The following is a 15,740-nucleotide window of genomic DNA, read 5'->3' as shown; positions in this document are numbered from 1 at the left end:
ATCGGGCAGTCAGCGCGATCGGGCAGTCAGCGCGATCGGGCAGTCAGCGAGCCGAGGGCCCCGGGTCGATGTCGGCGACGAATACGCCGACCCGGCGCGCCCCCATCCGTGCGACGCGGGGCAGCCCGGCGGCGTCGCCACCCGCGGGAACGATGCGCGGGTTGACCAGGTGCACATCCCGGCGGGCCAGGTTCATGTCGGCCTCGCCGGCGGCGAGCACGTTCTTGACCCAGTTGGTCTTGCCGTGCGCCAGCATCACCGCGACGACGTCGCCCTTGCGGTAGGCCGACACGACGGTCTCGTAGGGGGTGCCGGACTTGCGGCCGTGGTGCTTGATCACCGCGAACCCCGGCAGGTGGCGGGCCGCCGGACCGATCAGCGGGTTGAAGTACCTGATCTGCAGCCGCTCCAGCCACGGCGGGAAAACCATGGGCACTTCGGCGGTGTGGTTGGGGTGCTCCCGCGCGCGCATGCGACTCCCTTACTCGACGGTCCGGTGGCCCCACGGTACGTCGTGGCTCGCCGCCGGCCCCTCACAACGCCTCGTGTTCATCCCACAGCTGCAGCATGGACCGCAGGATTGTGGTGGCGTGGCCCAGCGCCCCCAGGTGACTCTCCCCGTGCACGATGGACAGTTCGGCGTCGGGCAGACGCGAGACCACGTGCTGGCCGTGGGCGAAGGGCACGATGTGGTCCTCGTCCCCGTGCCACCAGCGGACCGGGACCTTGACCTCCTCGAGCCGGAAACCCCAGTCGCGGGCGAACACGACGACGTCGGCGAACGGCGCCGCCAGCTGGTGTTTGGCGCCGTTGAGCAGATCGTCGAGGAACATCGCCTTGAACTCGGGGCGGGTCAGCATCCGGCGATCGCTTTCGGGGGAGACCCACCCGTAGGCGTAGAGCGCCGGTTCGGCCACCGGCCGGATCAGCCGGATCAGATTGGTGGCCGCGAAGCGCAACGGCGTCCCGGCGACCCGGATCATCGGCGCCGCGTACATTCCCAGCGCCATGACGCCACCGCCGATGGCATCGGGTCCGCACGTCGGGGCCACACCGCCGAGCACCCCGAGCCCGACCACCCGGTCGGGCAGCGCCGCCCCGACGGCCAGCGTGTAGGGACCGCCGCCGGACAGGCCCACGACCGCCATCTTGTCGATGCCGAGCACGTCGGCCACCGTGCGCAGATCCGCGGCGAAGTCCAGGACGGTGTCGTACTGGAACGTCGTCGACAGACCGATCCCCGGGCGATCGACCCCGACCAGCCGGATGCCGGCCTCCTCGGCGAACGCGCGGGCCTCGGTGGGAATCTGGCGCCGGGCGCCGGGGGTGCCGTGCAACCAGAAGATGGCGCGGCCGTGCGGATCGCCGAACTCGGCGAAGCTGATCTGGCGGTCCTCGCCGACCGCGATGGTGCCCTCCAGCTTGGGGCGATCGATGGCGGGAATCATCCCAAGAGTGTTGCACGCCACACTTGCCCGTTAGGCATAGACGTCCGGCAGGGATCTGCGCGGTGCGCCTCGGTGCGCCCTCAGACCCCCGCCCAGATCGGCGGACGCCGCCCCTGCCAGGGTGCGGCGGCCTCCAGCTGCGCGGCCAGCTGCAGCAGGACCGTCTCGTCGGGCGCCATCAGCTGCACCCCGACCGGCAGTCCGGCGGCGGTGGTGCCCAGCGGCAGGGAGATGGCCGCCCACCCGGTGACGTTGGCCAGCGACGTCCAACCGGTGGTGGCGAACTCGACGTCGAAGAATGCCCGGGTGGTTCCGCGCGGGCGGTCCAGCAGCGCATAGGGCGGCGGGCCGGTCAGCAGGGTGGGCACCAGCAGCACGTCGTGGCCCGCCATGCCGGCGGCGAAGCGCCGGGTCTGCGCGTGCACGGTGCCGATCGCGTTCGCGTAGGCCACACCGGTGGTGGTGAAGCCCTCCCGCACCATGACCCAGGTACTGGGCTCGAATTCGTCCTCGGCGGGCTCGCGGCCCAGATGCTCGGTGGCCATCGCGTGCAGCTGGGCGTTGCTGACCGTGTGCAGCACCGAGATCGCCTCGGCCACGGCGTCGGCGTCGACGGTGGGCGCACCGGGCTCGACGTGGTGCCCCAGCCCGGCGAGCAGCCCGGCGGTGTCCTCGACGGCCGCGACGACCTCGGGTGCGGGGGCCGGCCCGGGAAACGGTGCGGCCGTCGCCATCAGGATGCGCCGGGCCGAGGGCGGGCGGCCCAGGGCGGCCGAGAACGGTTCCGCAGGCGGGGCAGCCGTGTACGGGTCGCCGGGCGCGCTGCCGGTCACCGCATCCAGCAGCGCGGCGCTGTCGCGGACCGTCCGGGTCAGCGCGTGCTCGTTGACCAGGCCCTCCAGCCCGTGCCCGGCCCCGGGCGCGAACGAGCTGCGGCCCCGGCGCGGTTTGAGACCGACCAGCCCGCAGCAGGACGCCGGCACCCGGATCGAGCCGGTGCCGTCGCCCCCCGAGGCGGCGGGCACCACACCGGCGGCCACCGCCGCGGCCGAGCCGCCGCTGGACCCGCCCGGGGTGATCGCGGGGCCCCACGGGTTGACGGTCGGGCCGAACAACGACGGTTCGGTGGTGCAGTGGTTGCCCCATTCGGGGGTGTTCGTCTTCCCGAAGACCACCAGCCCCGCGGCCAGGTAGCGCTCGACGAACCAGCTGCTCTGCGTGGCGACGTGGGTCCGCAGTGCGCGCGACCCCATCGCCTCCGGGGCGCCGGCCAGCGAGGCCCCGAGGTCTTTGAGCAGGAACGGGACACCGGCCAGCGGCCCGGCCGCACCCCCGCGCAGCGTCCCGGCGGCGTCGAGGGCCGCGGCCTGCCGGCGGCCCCGGTCGAACAGGTCGGTGATCACGGCGTTGAGGCCGCGGGTGGCCTCGGTCCGCAGGATGGCCGCCTCGAGCAGTTCGACGGCGCTGAGCGCACCCGTGGACAGCAGTTCGCCCTGGCCCAGCGCATCGAGTCCGGCCAGCTCGGCCGCGGTCGTCCCGTCCATTCACGGATCTTGCGGGGTGACGCACCGGCCGGCAACTCGATGGCGGGGGATCACTGCCGGCCGGAGTCGGCGTCGTCCTCGGATGAACCGGTCAGCCACAGCGCGACCAGCACGTCCGCGGCGGTGATGAACAGCCCCCACCAGTACATCCAGCGGATCGTCGGGTCCGGCTGCGCGGCGAAGTAGACGACCAGGAAGATCGGACCGACCAGCCCGAACACCAGCGTCATCGCCTGGATACGCAGGTAGCGCCGAAACGTCGACACCGGCGGCGGACCTACTCCCGGGGCGGTTCGCCGACCGCCTCCTGCTGCTCGCCCACCCGGCGCCGGTAGGCCGACGGTGTCTCCCCGCAGAACTGGGTGAACGCGCGGGTGAACGCGCTGATGCTGTCGAAGCCGACGGTGCTGGCGGTGTCCTGCACCGACTGCCCGGGCGCTGCCAGCAGCGCCATGGCCCGCAGCATCCGGGCGTGTAGCAGGTAGGTCCGCCACGACATTCCCAGGGTGTCCTGAAACAGTCGCCGCAGACTGCGCTCGGAGACCGCGACGGCGCGGGCCACCTCCTCGGCGGTCACCGACTGCAGGTGTTCCTTGGTGAAGCCGGCCGCGGCCGCGACGATGGGGTGGTCGGTGGTCGGCAGGCTCAGCGGCGCCTCGTGGTCCAGGGCGTCGGACACCAGGTGTGCCAGCGTCCGGAAGAAGCCGTCGGAGATCTCGTCGCCGGTGGGCCGGTCGATCGGCCAGCGCAGCGCGTAGATCATCATCTCCCGGATCAGCGGCGAAACGGCCAGGATGCGGGCGCGGTCCCCGGCGTTGGGCACCAGCTGCGGGTCGAACATCACCGCGATGGTCTTCACGTCGGGATTCATCACGGCCTGGTGGTCGAGTCCCACGGGCAGCCAGGCGGCCTGCTGGGGCGGCAGCAGATAGTGTCCGGCGGCGGTCTCGACCTCGACGACGCCGTGCAGCGCGTATTCGATCTGGTGCACCTCGTGGGAATGCCAGCCGGTCAGCAGCTTGTCGCCCTCGTAGAGGTAGCTACCGGCCAGCGCGTGCCCGCCCTTGCGCAGTTCGATGCGCGGCGGCCGCAGTGACCCGACCCAAGACCCGCCCGAAGCTCCAACCGAAGACCCGGCCGACCGGCCGGGGGAGACATTGGCCGATTGCGGCAAATATCTGTCCGATAGCGCAGAGACGGTCACGGTGTTTGAGGGTACAAGTGAAAGAAGAAGCGAGCCAGCCCACACCGGACCCGTCCGGGGGCACCCGCGCACAGCCACCCGCCACCGCTATCCGAGGAGCTTGATGAACGTCGACGATCTGATCCTGGTGAGCATTGACGACCACGTCGTCGAGCCTCCGGACATGTTCCTTCGTCACGTGCCGGGCAAGTACAAGGATGAGGCGCCCATCGTCGTCACCGACGACAAGGGTGTCGACCAGTGGATGTACCAGGGCCGCCCGCAGGGGGTCAGCGGCCTGAACGCCGTGGTGTCCTGGCCGGCCGAGGAGTGGGGCCGCGACCCGGCCGGCTTCGCCGAGATGCGCCCGGGCGTCTACGACGTGCACGAGCGGGTGCGCGACATGAACCGCAACGGCATCCTGGCCTCGATGTGCTTCCCGACGTTCACCGGGTTCTCCGCGCGCCACCTCAACATGCACCGCGAGGAGGCCACGCTGGTGATGGTGTCGGCCTACAACGACTGGCACATCGACGAGTGGGCCGGCTCCTACCCGGACCGCTTCATCCCGATCGCGATCCTGCCGACCTGGAACCCCGAGGCCATGTGCGCCGAGATCCGCCGGGTGGCGGCCAAGGGCTGCCGCGCGGTCACGATGCCGGAGCTGCCGCACCTGGAGGGCCTGCCCAGCTACCACGACGAGGAGTACTGGAGCCCGGTGTTCACCACGCTCTCCGAGGAGAACGTGGTGATGTGCCTGCACATCGGCACCGGGTTCGGCGCGATCAGCATGGCGCCCAACGCACCGATCGACAATCTGATCATCCTGGCCACCCAGGTCTCGGCGATGTGCGCCCAGGACCTGCTGTGGGGCCCGGCGATGCGCAACTACCCGGACCTGAAGTTCGCGTTCTCCGAGGGCGGCATCGGCTGGATCCCGTTCTACCTGGACCGCAGCGACCGGCACTACACCAACCAGAAGTGGCTGCGCCGCGACTTCGGCGACAAGCTGCCCTCCGACGTGTTCCGCGAGCACTCGCTGGCCTGCTACGTCACCGACAAGACGTCGCTGAAACTGCGCCACGAGATCGGCATCGACATCATCGCCTGGGAGTGCGACTACCCGCACTCGGACTGCTTCTGGCCGGACGCGCCCGAGCAGGTGCTGGCCGAGCTCAACGCCGCGGGGGCCTCCGACTCCGACATCAACAAGATCACCTGGGAGAACTCCAGCCGGTTCTTCAGCTGGGATCCGTTCAAGCTGACACCGAAGGAGCGGGCGACCGCGGGCGCGTTGCGCGCCAAGGCCACCGACGTCGACGTGTCGATCCGGCCGCGGGCCGAGTGGGCGCGGCTCTACGAGGCCAAGCAGGCCGAGCAGCTGGCCAAGGCCTGACCGTCGCGAGTCCGCGCGGGCGGGCCGGCCGGCCGGATGCTCAGGCCGGCACGACGACGGTCAGGCCGTCGCCGGTCTGCTCGACGGTGATCCCGGCGCGGCGGGCCACGGCGGCCACCCCGGCCGCGTCGTCGGGTTCGGCCCGGCTGCTGACCAGCGTCCGGGCCAACCGGCCCTTGTGCGCCTTGTTGAAATGACTGACCACGCTGCGGTGGCCGTCGGCACGCTCGGCGAGCACCTGCACCTGCACGGCGCCGGGCAGCCGGCCCAGCGCGGCGTACGAGCCCGAACGCAGGTCGACCACGAGCTCCTCGGCGGCGATGCCGGCCAGCACCGGTTCCAGCTGCGGGCGCCAGCGCGCGGTCAGGGTCGGACGGTCGGGCAGCTTGGACGTCGCCGAGAGCCGGTAGGAGGGCACCCGGTCCTCGGCGCGCAACAGGCCGAACAGCGCCGAGCCGATCGCCAGACGCGCCCGGGCCCGCGCCGCGGCGGCGCCGCGCAGCGACTCGACGTCGAGGGCGTCGTAGAGCACACCGGTGTAGCGCCGGATAGCCGGCAGTGTCGGCGCGCTGCGCAACGCGGCGTTGTCGGCGATCGCGCGGTCCTGGGACTTCGACAACCCCAGCGCCCGCCTGCTCGCGTCGACGTCGGCCGCCAGCGCCACCAGCTCGTCGATCAGCGTGTCGCGCAGCGGGTTCAGTTGCGGCGAGCTGAGCGCCGCCATGCTCAGCGCCGGGCCGTCCCCGCCGGCGTGTTTGGTCTCCGAGGGCGGCAGCAGCACGATCACGGTCTGAGAGGGTAGCGGTAGGGGCGGCTCCGGTGGGATGCGGCCGGGGCCTCGCACCAAGTGGGATGTGAGGGGAGAGCGATGACCGCAGCGAGCAGCGACATCTGGGAAGTGATGTCCACCGCCCGGACGATCAGGCGGTTCACCGACGAACCCGTCGACGACGCGACCCTGGCCCGCTGCCTGCGGGCGGCCACGTGGGCGCCCTCCGGCGCCAACGCGCAGGGCTGGCGGTTCGTGGTGCTGCGGTCGCCGCAGCAGCGCGCCGCGGTGGCCGAGGCCGCGGCACTGGCGCTCGGCGTCATCGAACCGGTCTACGGGATGAGCCGACCCGACCCGGACGATGACAGCCCGCGTGCCCGCAACAACCGCGCGACCTACGAGCTGCATGACCGGGCCGGCGAATTCACCTCGGTGCTGTTCGCGCAGCGGCACTATCCGACGGCCTCCGAACTGCTGTTGGGCGGCTCGATCTTTCCCGCCATGCAGAACTTCCAGCTGGCCGCCCGCGCTCAGGGGCTGGGTGCCTGCATGACCGGCTGGGCCTCCTACGGCGGTGAATCGGTGCTGCGCGCCGCGGTCGGTGTCCCCGAGGGATGGCTGCTGGCCGGCCACATCGTGGTGGGGTGGCCCAAGGGCCGGCACGGCCCGTTGCGTCGGCGCCCGCTGGAGGAATCGGTCCACCTCGATCACTGGGACCAGTCGGCCTCGGCGATGCTCGGCGACGCCTGAGCCACGACCACCACGGGGTGGGTCAGTCGGGTGGGTCAGTCGGTGGGCGGCGACTTGCGGGCGTCTCCGGCGATGTCGCGGTAATCCCACACCAGATCGCCGATCTCGCGCATCACCTGTCCGACGGCCCCCGAGACGATCCCGGCGATGCGCCCGACACGCACCGTTGTCGTGTGCACGGCTTCCTGAACCACCTCGATGCCGCGGTCGATTTCGGCCATGTGCGTCCCCTTCTCGTTCGCTGTGCTCGTCATTGTGGTCCTGGGTGGTGGTCCTGGGTGGTGGTCCTGGGTGGTGGTCCTGGGTGGTGGTCCTGGGTGGTGGTCCTGGGTGGTGCCGGTGGTCCTGTCCCGACCCTAACGGGATGCCCGGCCCGCGCGCCGATTCGGTCCGCCCGTGACGCCGACCGACGGCCTTCATCGCACTCGACCGGTCACACCCGGCCGGTCACCGTCACCCGCCGGGCCGGCGGTGCACCGACACCGCGTAGTCACCGCCGGCGAACGGCTGCCTGTCCCAGGTGGCCCATCGCTGGACCAGCTGCAGGCCCGCCGCCTCGGCGAGCTCGTCGTAGGTCTGCAGCGCCAGGCGGTCGGCGCGCAGCTGGAACCCGGCCACCAGCAGGCCTCCGGGGCGCAGCCGGTCGGCCAGTTCGCGAAGCACTCGGGCCTCGGTGTCGGGCTGCACGAAGATCATCACGTTGCCGGCGAGCAGTACCAGGTCGAAGGTGTCCCGCACGTCGTCCAGGTCGGCGAGGTCGGCTTCCACCCAGGACAGCTCGGGGGCCTTGGTCCGCGCGGTGTCCAGCATCCGGGAGTCGGCGTCGACGCCGACCACCCGGAAGCCCCGGCGGGCCAATTCGATCGCGACCCGCCCGGTGCCGCACCCCGCGTCGAGCACGGCCGCCGTCTCGGCGCCCGCCAGCAGCGACTCGACGAGGTCGGCTTCACCGTGCACGTTCTGGCCGCTGTCGGCCAGCGTGCGCCAGCGGGCGTCGTAGTCGTCACCGCGCGGGGCGTCGGTTCCCTGCCAGCGGGTGCTCATCGGTGCTCCTTCGGTCGGTCTCGCATCCGGTATCTCACGGTGGTTCCTCAGCCGTGCGCGACGAGCAGCGGCACCCGCTGCTCGGCCGAGGTCAGCGAGCCGTGGTGGCCCACCAGCGCGGACTCCATCGGCTCGACGCGACGGCGCACCACCGCCGCGGTCCCGAGGGCGGCGGCCACCACGTCGCCGATCCGGGGCCGCACCTCGGCGCGGACGTCCGCCGGGCCGCAGCCGCCGAACCAGCCCGCGGCGATCGCCTCCTCGCGCGCCAGCACCCGGGCCCGGTCACCGAGGATCTCACGCCAGGTGGCCAGCACATCGTCGACGGCCCCGTCGACGGCGTAGACGTGGCGGGCCCGGGGCTCGCCGCCCAGGGCTGCGACGCCGTCGAGGAGGCCCGCGGTGGCGTCGGCGTCGACGACGCGGGCCTCCTCGACACCGACCATGCCGTGGTCGGCGACCACGGCCAGCAGCGCGCCGGGCGGAAGCCGCTCGACGATCGATTCCACCAGCCGGTCGATCTGGCGCAGCTGCATCCGCCACGCCGGCGAGCCCGGCCCGTGTAGATGCCCGAGCAGGTCGAGGTCGCGGTGGTAGCCGTAGCAGAATCCGCCGCCGGCCAGTGCCACGCCCACCTGCGCGGCCAGGTCGCCCAGCGCCAGCACCCCGACATAGCGCCCACCGCGCAGCACGGCCCGGGTCAGCCCGGAGTCGCCGTATTCGGCGTCGGAGATGACGCTGACGGCGAAGCCCGCCGCCGCGGCGCGCTCGAACGTCGTGGTCATGGGCTGCAGCTGTTCGGGCACCACGCTGTCGCGCAGGTCGGGGCCGAACGGGTGGGGCCGCCAGCTCAGGGCGTTGAGGACGCCGGCGCCGGGCACCCGGAACGCGTAGCCGACCAGACCGTGGCCACCGGAACTGCACCCGGTGCCCAGGGCCGCGATGCCGGCCGCGGTCGTCGACGGGAACCCCACGGTCAGCGTGCGTGCCCGCAGCCCCGCCAGTACCGGCGCGTCACCGCGGTGCGCGTCGAGAAGCTCGGCGCCCAGGCCGTCGATCAGCAACACGCAGGCGCCGCTCAACCCGTCGGGCAGGGACAGCGTGTTGGCGAACCCGGGCACACCCAACGCCGACAGGACCGAGGGGGCCACCTCGGCCAGATGCGGCAGGTCGGGATCCGGTTGCGGCAGATCCACCGGGTCGTGCACACCGAGCAGCGTGCCACACGGCGCCGTTCCGCGGCCGGCCCGGCGGCTCCGGGACAGAGGACTGGGGCCAGGGGACTCGGGTCAGGGGCAGCCGGGGTCAGGATTTCGGGTCGGCGACCCGGCGGCGCACCTGTTCCTTGATCTCGTCGGGCAACGCGTCGGCGACGAGCAGTTGGGGCAACAACTGCGGTTCGCGGGTGCGCGCCCGGAAGACCAGCCCCACCGTGACGGCGTGGTCGGGGCGGGAGGTCACCGTGATCCGGTCGCCGGCACGCACCGTTCCCGGGGTGATCACCCGAAGGTAGGCGCCCGGCTTGGCGGCCTCGGTGAACGTCCTGATCCAGCCGGCGATGTCGAGGAACGCGGCGAAGGTGCGACAGGGGATGCGCGGTGCCGAGACCTCCAGGACGAGCCCGGAGTCGCCGACCCGCCAGCGCTCGCCGATGAGCGCGCCCGTGACGTCGATCCCCGAGGTGGTCAGGTTCTCCCCGAAGGAGCCGCCGGGGAAATCCCGGCCCGTGTCGGCCTGCCAGCCGTCGAGGTCCTCGCGGGCGTAGGCGTAGACGGCCTGATCATCGCCACCGTGGACCTGGTGGTTGCCGATCAGGTCGCCGACGAGGCCACTGCCCAGACCGCCGTGCATCGGACCGGGGGAGCGCACCTCGACGACGTCGGCGGTCGGGACCTTGTCGATGCCGGTATCCGACTGTTGGTGGTCGGGATTGGTGCGCGGGCGCGCCAGGTTCACGCTCAGCACATCGGCCATGGCCACAGCGTAGTGGGGCGCCACCCGTTTCGGCACCGCGCAATTCGGCACCGCGCGGCACAGCGCAATTCGGCACCGCGCGGCACAGCGCAATTCGGCACCGCGCCACGGGACCCGGCGGTGGGGCCCGGCGGTGCCTACGCGGTCTTCTTGAGCAGCGGCAGCAGCAGTGCGCGGCGGCGCTGGGTGGCCTCGTCGAAGTAGTACAGGGCCTCCGACACCGAGCCGACGACCGGGAAGGCCGCGTCCTCGCCGACACCGGGCAGCGCGGTCAGCGCTCGGCTCCCGATGAGGGCCCACTGGACCTGCTCGGCCGTGCACCGGGTGTCAACCGCCTCGAGCAACGCCAGCGCATCGGCGCTTGCCGAAGCCACGGCGCTGAGGTCGAGCACGAACGGGGTGTCGGGGAGCACGAACCGCGTGACGTGGTCGGCCAGCCGAGAGAGGTTAGCTGCGGAGATCGTGCCCGACACCGCCACCACTGTGGCACAGTGTCGCGATCGCGCCCGAATCTTCGCGCCACCGCAGTCAAACACCGGGTTGGCGTGCGCGGACCCGGTACCGGAGAACATTGTGGACCCCATGAGTACCCTCGATTCCTCGACCTCAGCCGACCTCAACCTTGTCACCGAGGTTAGCCAGTTACTCTAAGGTCACCGGGGGAATCGTCTAACACTTCTGTGAGAATGCGGAGCCCGCGGGCCGCCTCAGAACTGGGGCAGCCGCACCACTTGAACAAAGAATTCGTCAATCTGGCGAACTGCACCCATGAACTGATCGAGGTCCACCGGCTTGGTCACGTAGGCGTTGGCGTGCAGCTTGTAGCTGCGCAGGATGTCCTCTTCTGCCGCGGAGGTGGTCAACACCACCACCGGGATATGGCACAGATCGGCATCGGACTTGATCGTTTCCAGCAACTGTCGGCCGTCGTATTTGGGCAGATTCAGATCGAGCAGGATCAGGTCCGGGCGCGGGGCCTCGGCGTACTGACCGCGGCGGTAGAGGAAGTCCAGGCCCTCCTGCCCGTCGCGGGCCACGTGCAGGGTGTTCTTGATCTTGTTGTGCTCGAACGCTTCCCGGGTGATCAGCTCGTCGCCGGCATCGTCCTCCACGAGCAGCACGTCGATGGCTCGCACGGCTGAAGTCATGCGCGTGTTCCTTCCAGGGCAATCGGGGTTTGAGTCTCCGCGTGCCGGGGCAGGGTGAACGTGAACCTGGTCCCGTCGCTGTAGGAGGTGTCGATCCAGATGGCGCCGCCGTGGTGCTCGACGATCTTCTTACACAGTGCCAGCCCGATGCCGGTTCCGCCATAGGCGTCCCGGCCGTGCAGCCGCTGGAAGATCACGAAGACCTTGTCGACGAAGTCGTCGTCGATACCGATGCCGTTGTCGGAGACCTCGAAGACCCACTGGCCGTCGTGCTCGCCGTCGCCGGGGCGGACATCGACGGCGATCCGGGGCACGACGCCCGGACGCTGGAATTTCACGGCGTTGCCGATCAGGTTCTGCCACAGCATCGTCAGCAGCGTCGGGTCGCCGCTGACCACGGGGAGCCCCTCTGCGGGACGGCGGATCTCGGCGCCGGATTCGCCGACCGCGGTGGCGAGGTTGTCCAGCGCGGCATCCAGCGCGACATCGAGGTCCACCTCGGTGTCGGTGGCGTTGAGCCGGCCCACCCGCGAGAACGTCAGCAGGTCGTTGATGAGCACCTGCATGCGTTTGGCCCCGTCGACGGCGAAGGCGATGTACTCGACCCCCCGTTCATCGAGCTTGTCGCCGTAGCGCCGCTCCAGCAGCTGGCAGAACGAGGTGACCTTGCGCAGCGGCTCCTGCAGATCGTGGGAGGCCACGTAGGCGAACTGCTCCAGCTCGGCGTTGGAGCGGCGCAGTTCTTCGGCCTGCTCGTCGAGGGCCTCGGCCTGCTCGACGAGCAACACCCGCGCCGCCGTCGAGGCGTCGAGTTCGGCCACCATCCGCTGGCGCATGTCTTCGACGTCACCGGCGATCGCCCTGATGTCCTTGGGCCCGCGCACCGGGATGGTCTCGCCGAAGTTGCCGTCGGTGACCCGCCGGCACGCCGCGGCCAGCGCCTCCAGCGGCCGGGTCACCGTTCGGCGGACCAGTACCGCCAGCAGCACCGCGGTCAGCAGCACCACCGCGATGACGCCGATCAACACGCGGTCACGCCAGTCCCGGATGTTGTCCAGCTGCTCCAGTGAGGTCAACCGCGCCTGGTTCAAAGCGATGTTCTGCTGATCGAAAAGCCCACGGATCCGGTCGAATTCGGCTCTCCCACGCTCGGCGAGGTCCTGGTTGACCAGGTTCGGCGTGCCCGGGGTGACGCTGGCGATCAGCGGTTCGGCGAAGTTGGCGCGCCAGGAGTCGGCGGCCTCCTCGATGGTGGACAGGTCCGCCAGCAGGTCGGGACGGCCGACCAGGTGTTGCCTGATCTCTGCGGCCGCGACCTCTTCGGTGCGCCGCCCCTCGGAGTAGGGCTCGAGAAACTGCGGGTCGGCCGAGAGCAGATAGCCGCGCACCGCGGTCTCCTGGTCGCGCAGCGCCCCCTGCAGCTGGTAGGCCGCCACCCGGGACGGCTGAACGTCGTCGCTGAGCTGACGGGCTACGCGGTCGGAGCGGGTCAGCAGCACACCGGCGAGTACCCCGCCGGCGAGCACCATCACACCCATCACCGACAGCACCGCGAGCAGCCAACCCTGCACGGTGAGCGAGCTGCCCCGGCCGGCGGGCCGCGTCACCCGACCGTCCGCTGCACACGCACGACGGCGATGTCGTCGGCGATCCCTCCGTAGGGCGCGGCCCGGGTCTCGGCGGCGTCGATCAGGCCGTCGATGAACTCCGGGCCGGGCAGAGCGGCCAGTGACCGGGCAATCTCCAGCAGCCCGTCCTCGCCGAGGCGTTCGTTGCCGCTGCCGGAGTGGCCCTCGAACAGCCCGTCGGTGAGCAGCACCAGACCCGCGTCCCCGGGGAGATCCACCTTGACCGGTTCCCATTCCGTGCAGCGCAGACCGAGGGCCGGGCCGCCCTGCGGCAGCACCCAGTCCACCGAATCCGGGCCGTGCAGCAGCATTCCCGGATGGCCGGCCCGCACCGCGAAGATGTGCCGGCTGTCCGGAGGGATCGCCAGACTCAGCACCGTGGCGAAGATACCGCCCGAGGCCCGCTCGGCGCGCAGAATCCGGTCCAGCTCGCGCATCCGGTCGGCGCCGCGCATCCCGATGAAGGTCAGCGTGCGCCAGGCGATCCGCAGCGCCACCCCGAGCGCGGCCTCGTCGGGTCCGTGGCCGGCCACGTCGCCGATCATCACGTGCACGGTGCGGTCGGGGGTCTGCACGAAGTCGAAGAAGTCGCCCCCGAGCAGTGCGTTCTCCCGGCTGGGCCGGTACTTGGCGACGATCTGCACGCCGGGATCGTCCAGCAGCAGCGGCGAGGGCAGCAGCCCGCGCTCCAGCCGCGCGTTCTCCCGGGTACGCAACTGACTGGCGTGCAGTTCGACGGCGGTGAGCTCGGCGCGTTTGCGCTCGATGGCATACAGCACCGCGCGGTGCAGCGACTCCGGCTCCACGCGCCCCTTGACCAGGTAGTCCTGCGCGCCCGACGCCAACGCCGACACCCCGAACTCCTCGTCGGCGAGCCCGGTGAGCACCACGATGGGGATGGTCGGGTCCAGGTCGGCAACGCGTTTGACCGCGTCCATCCCGCTGGAGTCGGGCAGATGCACGTCGAGCAGCACGCAGTCCGGGCGGGCCGCGGTCAGCTTCGGCGCGGCGGCCGCCAGCGACGGGGCCCAGGCCACCCGGATGTCCGCCCCGGTGTCGGCGATCAACTCCTCGACGATGACGGCGTCACCGCGATCGTCCTCAATCAGCAGCACCGACAGTGGCGGCGCGGAGGCCACCCGGGAGTCGTCGTGATGTCGCGGAGCCGGCACGCCGTCATCCGGCACGCGCATCGCCAACCCCGTCCCCCTCTCGATCGTCTCCGGCCGGGACGACCAGAGACCGCCGGCAACCTCATAACGATACCCGCGGTCCGGCAAGGGGGCGCGAAGGGTTTTCTTCAGCAACCGCACAGCGTTGCGCAGCCGCCTGCCGGCCGCCGTCGCTGCTAGTCTGCAGAGACCTCCGGTCGCCGGGTCGCGGGGGGCTGATCGCCCGGCCGGCCGGTGTCCCTCACCCCTGACGACAACGCAGGTCCTGCTGGAAAGAGTGCTGTGCGCGGCGGAGAGATCGGCGGAGAGATCAAGGCCCTCACCGGCCTTCGCATCGTGGCCGCGGTGTGGGTGGTGCTGTTCCATTTCCGTCCGTTGCTACACGCGGCGGCGCCCGGCTTCAGCGAGGCTCTGGCGCCGGTGCTCAACTGCGGGGCCCAGGGCGTGGATCTGTTCTTCATCCTCAGCGGGTTCGTGCTGACCTGGAACTACCTCGATCGGATGGGCCCGGCCTGGTCGCTGGGGGCCACCACGCGGTTCCTGTGGCTGCGGTTGGCGCGGGTCTGGCCGGTCTACCTGGTGACCATGCACCTGGCGGCGCTGTGGGTCATCTTCACCCTGCACGTCGGCCACGTGCCCGCCGAGAACACCGACCAGTTCACCGCGCTGAGCTATGTGCGCCAGCTGTTCCTGGTTCAGTTGTGGTTCCAGCCGTTCTTCGACGACTCCAGCTGGGACGGCCCGGCCTGGTCGATCAGTGCGGAATGGCTGGCCTATCTCATGTTCGGTGTGCTGATCCTGGTGGTGTTCCGGGTGGCTCGCGCCACCCGCGCCCGGGGCCTGCTGTGGCTGGCGGTCGCGGCGTCCCTTCCGCCGGTACTGCTACTGCTGGCCAGCGGGCATTTCTACACGCCGTGGAGCTGGCTGCCGCGGATCGTGATGCAGTTCATCGCCGGGGCGCTGGCCTGCGCCGCGGTGCGCAGGCTGCAGTTGACCGACCGGATGCGCCTGGCGGGCGGCTACGCCTCGGTGCTGATCGCGGCGGCGATCGTCGGCATCCTCTACTACTTCGATGCCCACCCGATTCCCAACGTCAGCGACTCCAGCGGGGTGGTGGACCTGCTGTTCGTGCCGCTGGTGGTCGCGTTGGCGATCGGCGCCGGAACCCTGCCTCGGGTGTTGTCGACGCGTGTCCTCGTCTATGGCGGGCAGATCTCCTTTGCGCTGTACATGGTCCACGAGCTGGTCCACACCTCCTGGCTGTGGGCGGCCGAACAGTTCGAGCTGACCATCGACGGGGTACCCGGCAAGTTCATCGTGGCGGGCCTGCTGGGGCTGGCCGTCCTCGCCGCCATGGTGCTCTACCACACCGTCGAGGAGCCGGCGCGGCACTGGATGCGCCGGATGGTCGACGTGCGCAGCGCGGATCCACCGCACTCCAGGCGGGGCGGTCCACCGCTGGCGACCGACCCGGCGCGCCGGGCCAGGCTGCGCCGGGTCGACACCGACCAGCACAGGGCACACGAACCCGCTCGCGCCGTGTGAAGTTCTGCCGCGGCGCACCGACGCGCCGCCCCGGTCGGGAACCCCCATCAGCACGTCTTCGCCAGGAAGGTCGCCGTGAGTCGTCTCAGTTCCGTCGGGCTGTCCCTCGCCGCCGCGGGGGCGCGCGCCACCGCGGCCA

General features: G+C 71.1%; 17 protein-coding genes. 3 read left to right on the top strand and 14 right to left on the bottom strand.

What is annotated here, in order from left to right; translation table 11 throughout:
• Positions 1–43: 43 nt before the first annotated feature.
• The 5 genes from CSR00_RS16205 to CSR00_RS16185 all read right to left on the bottom strand — a co-directional run bounded on the left by CSR00_RS16205 (position 44) and on the right by CSR00_RS16185 (position 4,196).
• Entirely contained in the window at positions 44–472 is a 429-nt protein-coding gene (locus CSR00_RS16205; RefSeq protein ID WP_099023435.1) for a nitroreductase family deazaflavin-dependent oxidoreductase, read from the bottom strand.
• Positions 473–533: 61 nt separating this feature from the next.
• Positions 534–1,448: an alpha/beta fold hydrolase gene (locus CSR00_RS16200; protein WP_099023434.1), complete on the bottom strand. Its 915-nt coding sequence runs from the start codon at positions 1,446–1,448 to the stop codon at positions 534–536.
• Positions 1,449–1,528: 80 nt separating this feature from the next.
• Entirely contained in the window at positions 1,529–2,992 is a 1,464-nt protein-coding gene (locus tag CSR00_RS16195) for an amidase (protein WP_099023433.1), read from the bottom strand.
• A gap of 50 nt (positions 2,993–3,042) precedes the next feature.
• On the bottom strand, positions 3,043–3,258 hold the full coding sequence (locus CSR00_RS16190) for a hypothetical protein (RefSeq protein WP_099023432.1): 216 nt from the start codon (positions 3,256–3,258) through the stop codon (positions 3,043–3,045).
• A gap of 11 nt (positions 3,259–3,269) precedes the next feature.
• Positions 3,270–4,196 (bottom strand): AraC family transcriptional regulator, encoded by a 927-nt coding sequence (locus tag CSR00_RS16185; RefSeq protein WP_176562091.1) that lies wholly within the window; start codon positions 4,194–4,196, stop codon positions 3,270–3,272.
• Positions 4,197–4,299: 103 nt separating this feature from the next.
• Between CSR00_RS16185 and CSR00_RS16180 the strand changes: the two genes are divergently transcribed.
• Entirely contained in the window at positions 4,300–5,571 is a 1,272-nt protein-coding gene (locus CSR00_RS16180) for an amidohydrolase family protein (RefSeq protein ID WP_099023431.1), read from the top strand.
• Between the two features lie 40 nt (positions 5,572–5,611).
• Here the strand turns inward: CSR00_RS16180 and yaaA are convergent, their stop codons facing one another.
• Positions 5,612–6,358, bottom strand: coding sequence for a peroxide stress protein YaaA (gene yaaA / locus CSR00_RS16175; protein WP_099023430.1), 747 nt, complete (start codon positions 6,356–6,358; stop codon positions 5,612–5,614).
• 81 nt (positions 6,359–6,439) lie between these two features.
• Between yaaA and CSR00_RS16170 the strand changes: the two genes are divergently transcribed.
• Positions 6,440–7,090: a nitroreductase family protein gene (locus CSR00_RS16170; protein ID WP_099023429.1), complete on the top strand. Its 651-nt coding sequence runs from the start codon at positions 6,440–6,442 to the stop codon at positions 7,088–7,090.
• Positions 7,091–7,125: 35 nt separating this feature from the next.
• On the opposite strand, the gene CSR00_RS16165 is transcribed toward CSR00_RS16170, so the two are convergent.
• The 8 genes from CSR00_RS16165 to CSR00_RS16130 form a co-directional block, all read right to left on the bottom strand.
• The gene (locus tag CSR00_RS16165) at positions 7,126–7,344 is read right to left on the bottom strand and encodes a hypothetical protein (protein WP_176562090.1); all 219 of its coding nucleotides are present in this window, start codon (positions 7,342–7,344) and stop codon (positions 7,126–7,128) included.
• 199 nt (positions 7,345–7,543) lie between these two features.
• Complete coding sequence (locus tag CSR00_RS16160; RefSeq protein WP_099023427.1) at positions 7,544–8,134, bottom strand: class I SAM-dependent methyltransferase; 591 nt, start codon at positions 8,132–8,134, stop codon at positions 7,544–7,546.
• 47 nt (positions 8,135–8,181) lie between these two features.
• The gene (locus tag CSR00_RS16155) at positions 8,182–9,330 is read right to left on the bottom strand and encodes an alkaline phosphatase family protein (protein ID WP_099023457.1); all 1,149 of its coding nucleotides are present in this window, start codon (positions 9,328–9,330) and stop codon (positions 8,182–8,184) included.
• Positions 9,331–9,439: 109 nt separating this feature from the next.
• Positions 9,440–10,108 (bottom strand): MOSC domain-containing protein, encoded by a 669-nt coding sequence (locus CSR00_RS16150; RefSeq protein ID WP_099023456.1) that lies wholly within the window; start codon positions 10,106–10,108, stop codon positions 9,440–9,442.
• Between the two features lie 137 nt (positions 10,109–10,245).
• Entirely contained in the window at positions 10,246–10,680 is a 435-nt protein-coding gene (locus CSR00_RS16145; protein WP_099023426.1) for an STAS domain-containing protein, read from the bottom strand.
• 135 nt (positions 10,681–10,815) lie between these two features.
• Complete coding sequence (locus CSR00_RS16140; protein ID WP_099023425.1) at positions 10,816–11,256, bottom strand: response regulator; 441 nt, start codon at positions 11,254–11,256, stop codon at positions 10,816–10,818.
• Positions 11,253–12,794: a sensor histidine kinase gene (locus tag CSR00_RS16135; protein WP_099023455.1), complete on the bottom strand. Its 1,542-nt coding sequence runs from the start codon at positions 12,792–12,794 to the stop codon at positions 11,253–11,255. The genes CSR00_RS16140 and CSR00_RS16135 overlap by 4 nt, the downstream gene beginning before the upstream one ends.
• A gap of 65 nt (positions 12,795–12,859) precedes the next feature.
• Positions 12,860–14,077, bottom strand: a complete 1,218-nt coding sequence (locus tag CSR00_RS16130; RefSeq protein WP_099023424.1) for a PP2C family protein-serine/threonine phosphatase — start codon at positions 14,075–14,077, stop codon at positions 12,860–12,862.
• Between the two features lie 261 nt (positions 14,078–14,338).
• Between CSR00_RS16130 and CSR00_RS16125 the strand changes: the two genes are divergently transcribed.
• Positions 14,339–15,601, top strand: coding sequence for an acyltransferase family protein (locus tag CSR00_RS16125; RefSeq protein ID WP_099023423.1), 1,263 nt, complete (start codon positions 14,339–14,341; stop codon positions 15,599–15,601).
• The last annotated feature ends 139 nt before the right edge of the window (positions 15,602–15,740 follow it).

It is taken from the genome of Mycolicibacterium palauense (genome assembly GCF_002592005.1).
GTDB classification, from domain to species: Bacteria; Actinomycetota; Actinomycetes; order Mycobacteriales; family Mycobacteriaceae; genus Mycobacterium; species Mycobacterium palauense.
This window is presented reverse-complemented; position numbering and strand designations above follow the sequence as displayed.

Excerpts from the sequence above, each read along its gene's own strand:
- CSR00_RS16140 (WP_099023425.1), bottom strand. The coding sequence starts at position 11,256 with ATGACTTCAGCCGTGCGAGCCATCGACGTGCTGCTCGTGGAGGACGAT.
- CSR00_RS16170 (WP_099023429.1), top strand. The coding sequence starts at position 6,440 with ATGACCGCAGCGAGCAGCGACATCTGGGAAGTGATGTCCACCGCCCGG.
- CSR00_RS16205 (WP_099023435.1), bottom strand. The coding sequence starts at position 472 with ATGCGCGCGCGGGAGCACCCCAACCACACCGCCGAAGTGCCCATGGTT.
- CSR00_RS16145 (WP_099023426.1), bottom strand. The coding sequence starts at position 10,680 with ATGTTCTCCGGTACCGGGTCCGCGCACGCCAACCCGGTGTTTGACTGC.
- CSR00_RS16165 (WP_176562090.1), bottom strand. The coding sequence starts at position 7,344 with ATGACGAGCACAGCGAACGAGAAGGGGACGCACATGGCCGAAATCGAC.
- CSR00_RS16135 (WP_099023455.1), bottom strand. The coding sequence starts at position 12,794 with ATGGGTGTGATGGTGCTCGCCGGCGGGGTACTCGCCGGTGTGCTGCTG.
- CSR00_RS16195 (WP_099023433.1), bottom strand. The coding sequence starts at position 2,992 with ATGGACGGGACGACCGCGGCCGAGCTGGCCGGACTCGATGCGCTGGGC.
- CSR00_RS16130 (WP_099023424.1), bottom strand. The coding sequence starts at position 14,077 with ATGCGCGTGCCGGATGACGGCGTGCCGGCTCCGCGACATCACGACGAC.
- CSR00_RS16150 (WP_099023456.1), bottom strand. The coding sequence starts at position 10,108 with ATGGCCGATGTGCTGAGCGTGAACCTGGCGCGCCCGCGCACCAATCCC.
- CSR00_RS16200 (WP_099023434.1), bottom strand. The coding sequence starts at position 1,448 with ATGATTCCCGCCATCGATCGCCCCAAGCTGGAGGGCACCATCGCGGTC.
- CSR00_RS16160 (WP_099023427.1), bottom strand. The coding sequence starts at position 8,134 with ATGAGCACCCGCTGGCAGGGAACCGACGCCCCGCGCGGTGACGACTAC.
- CSR00_RS16180 (WP_099023431.1), top strand. The coding sequence starts at position 4,300 with ATGAACGTCGACGATCTGATCCTGGTGAGCATTGACGACCACGTCGTC.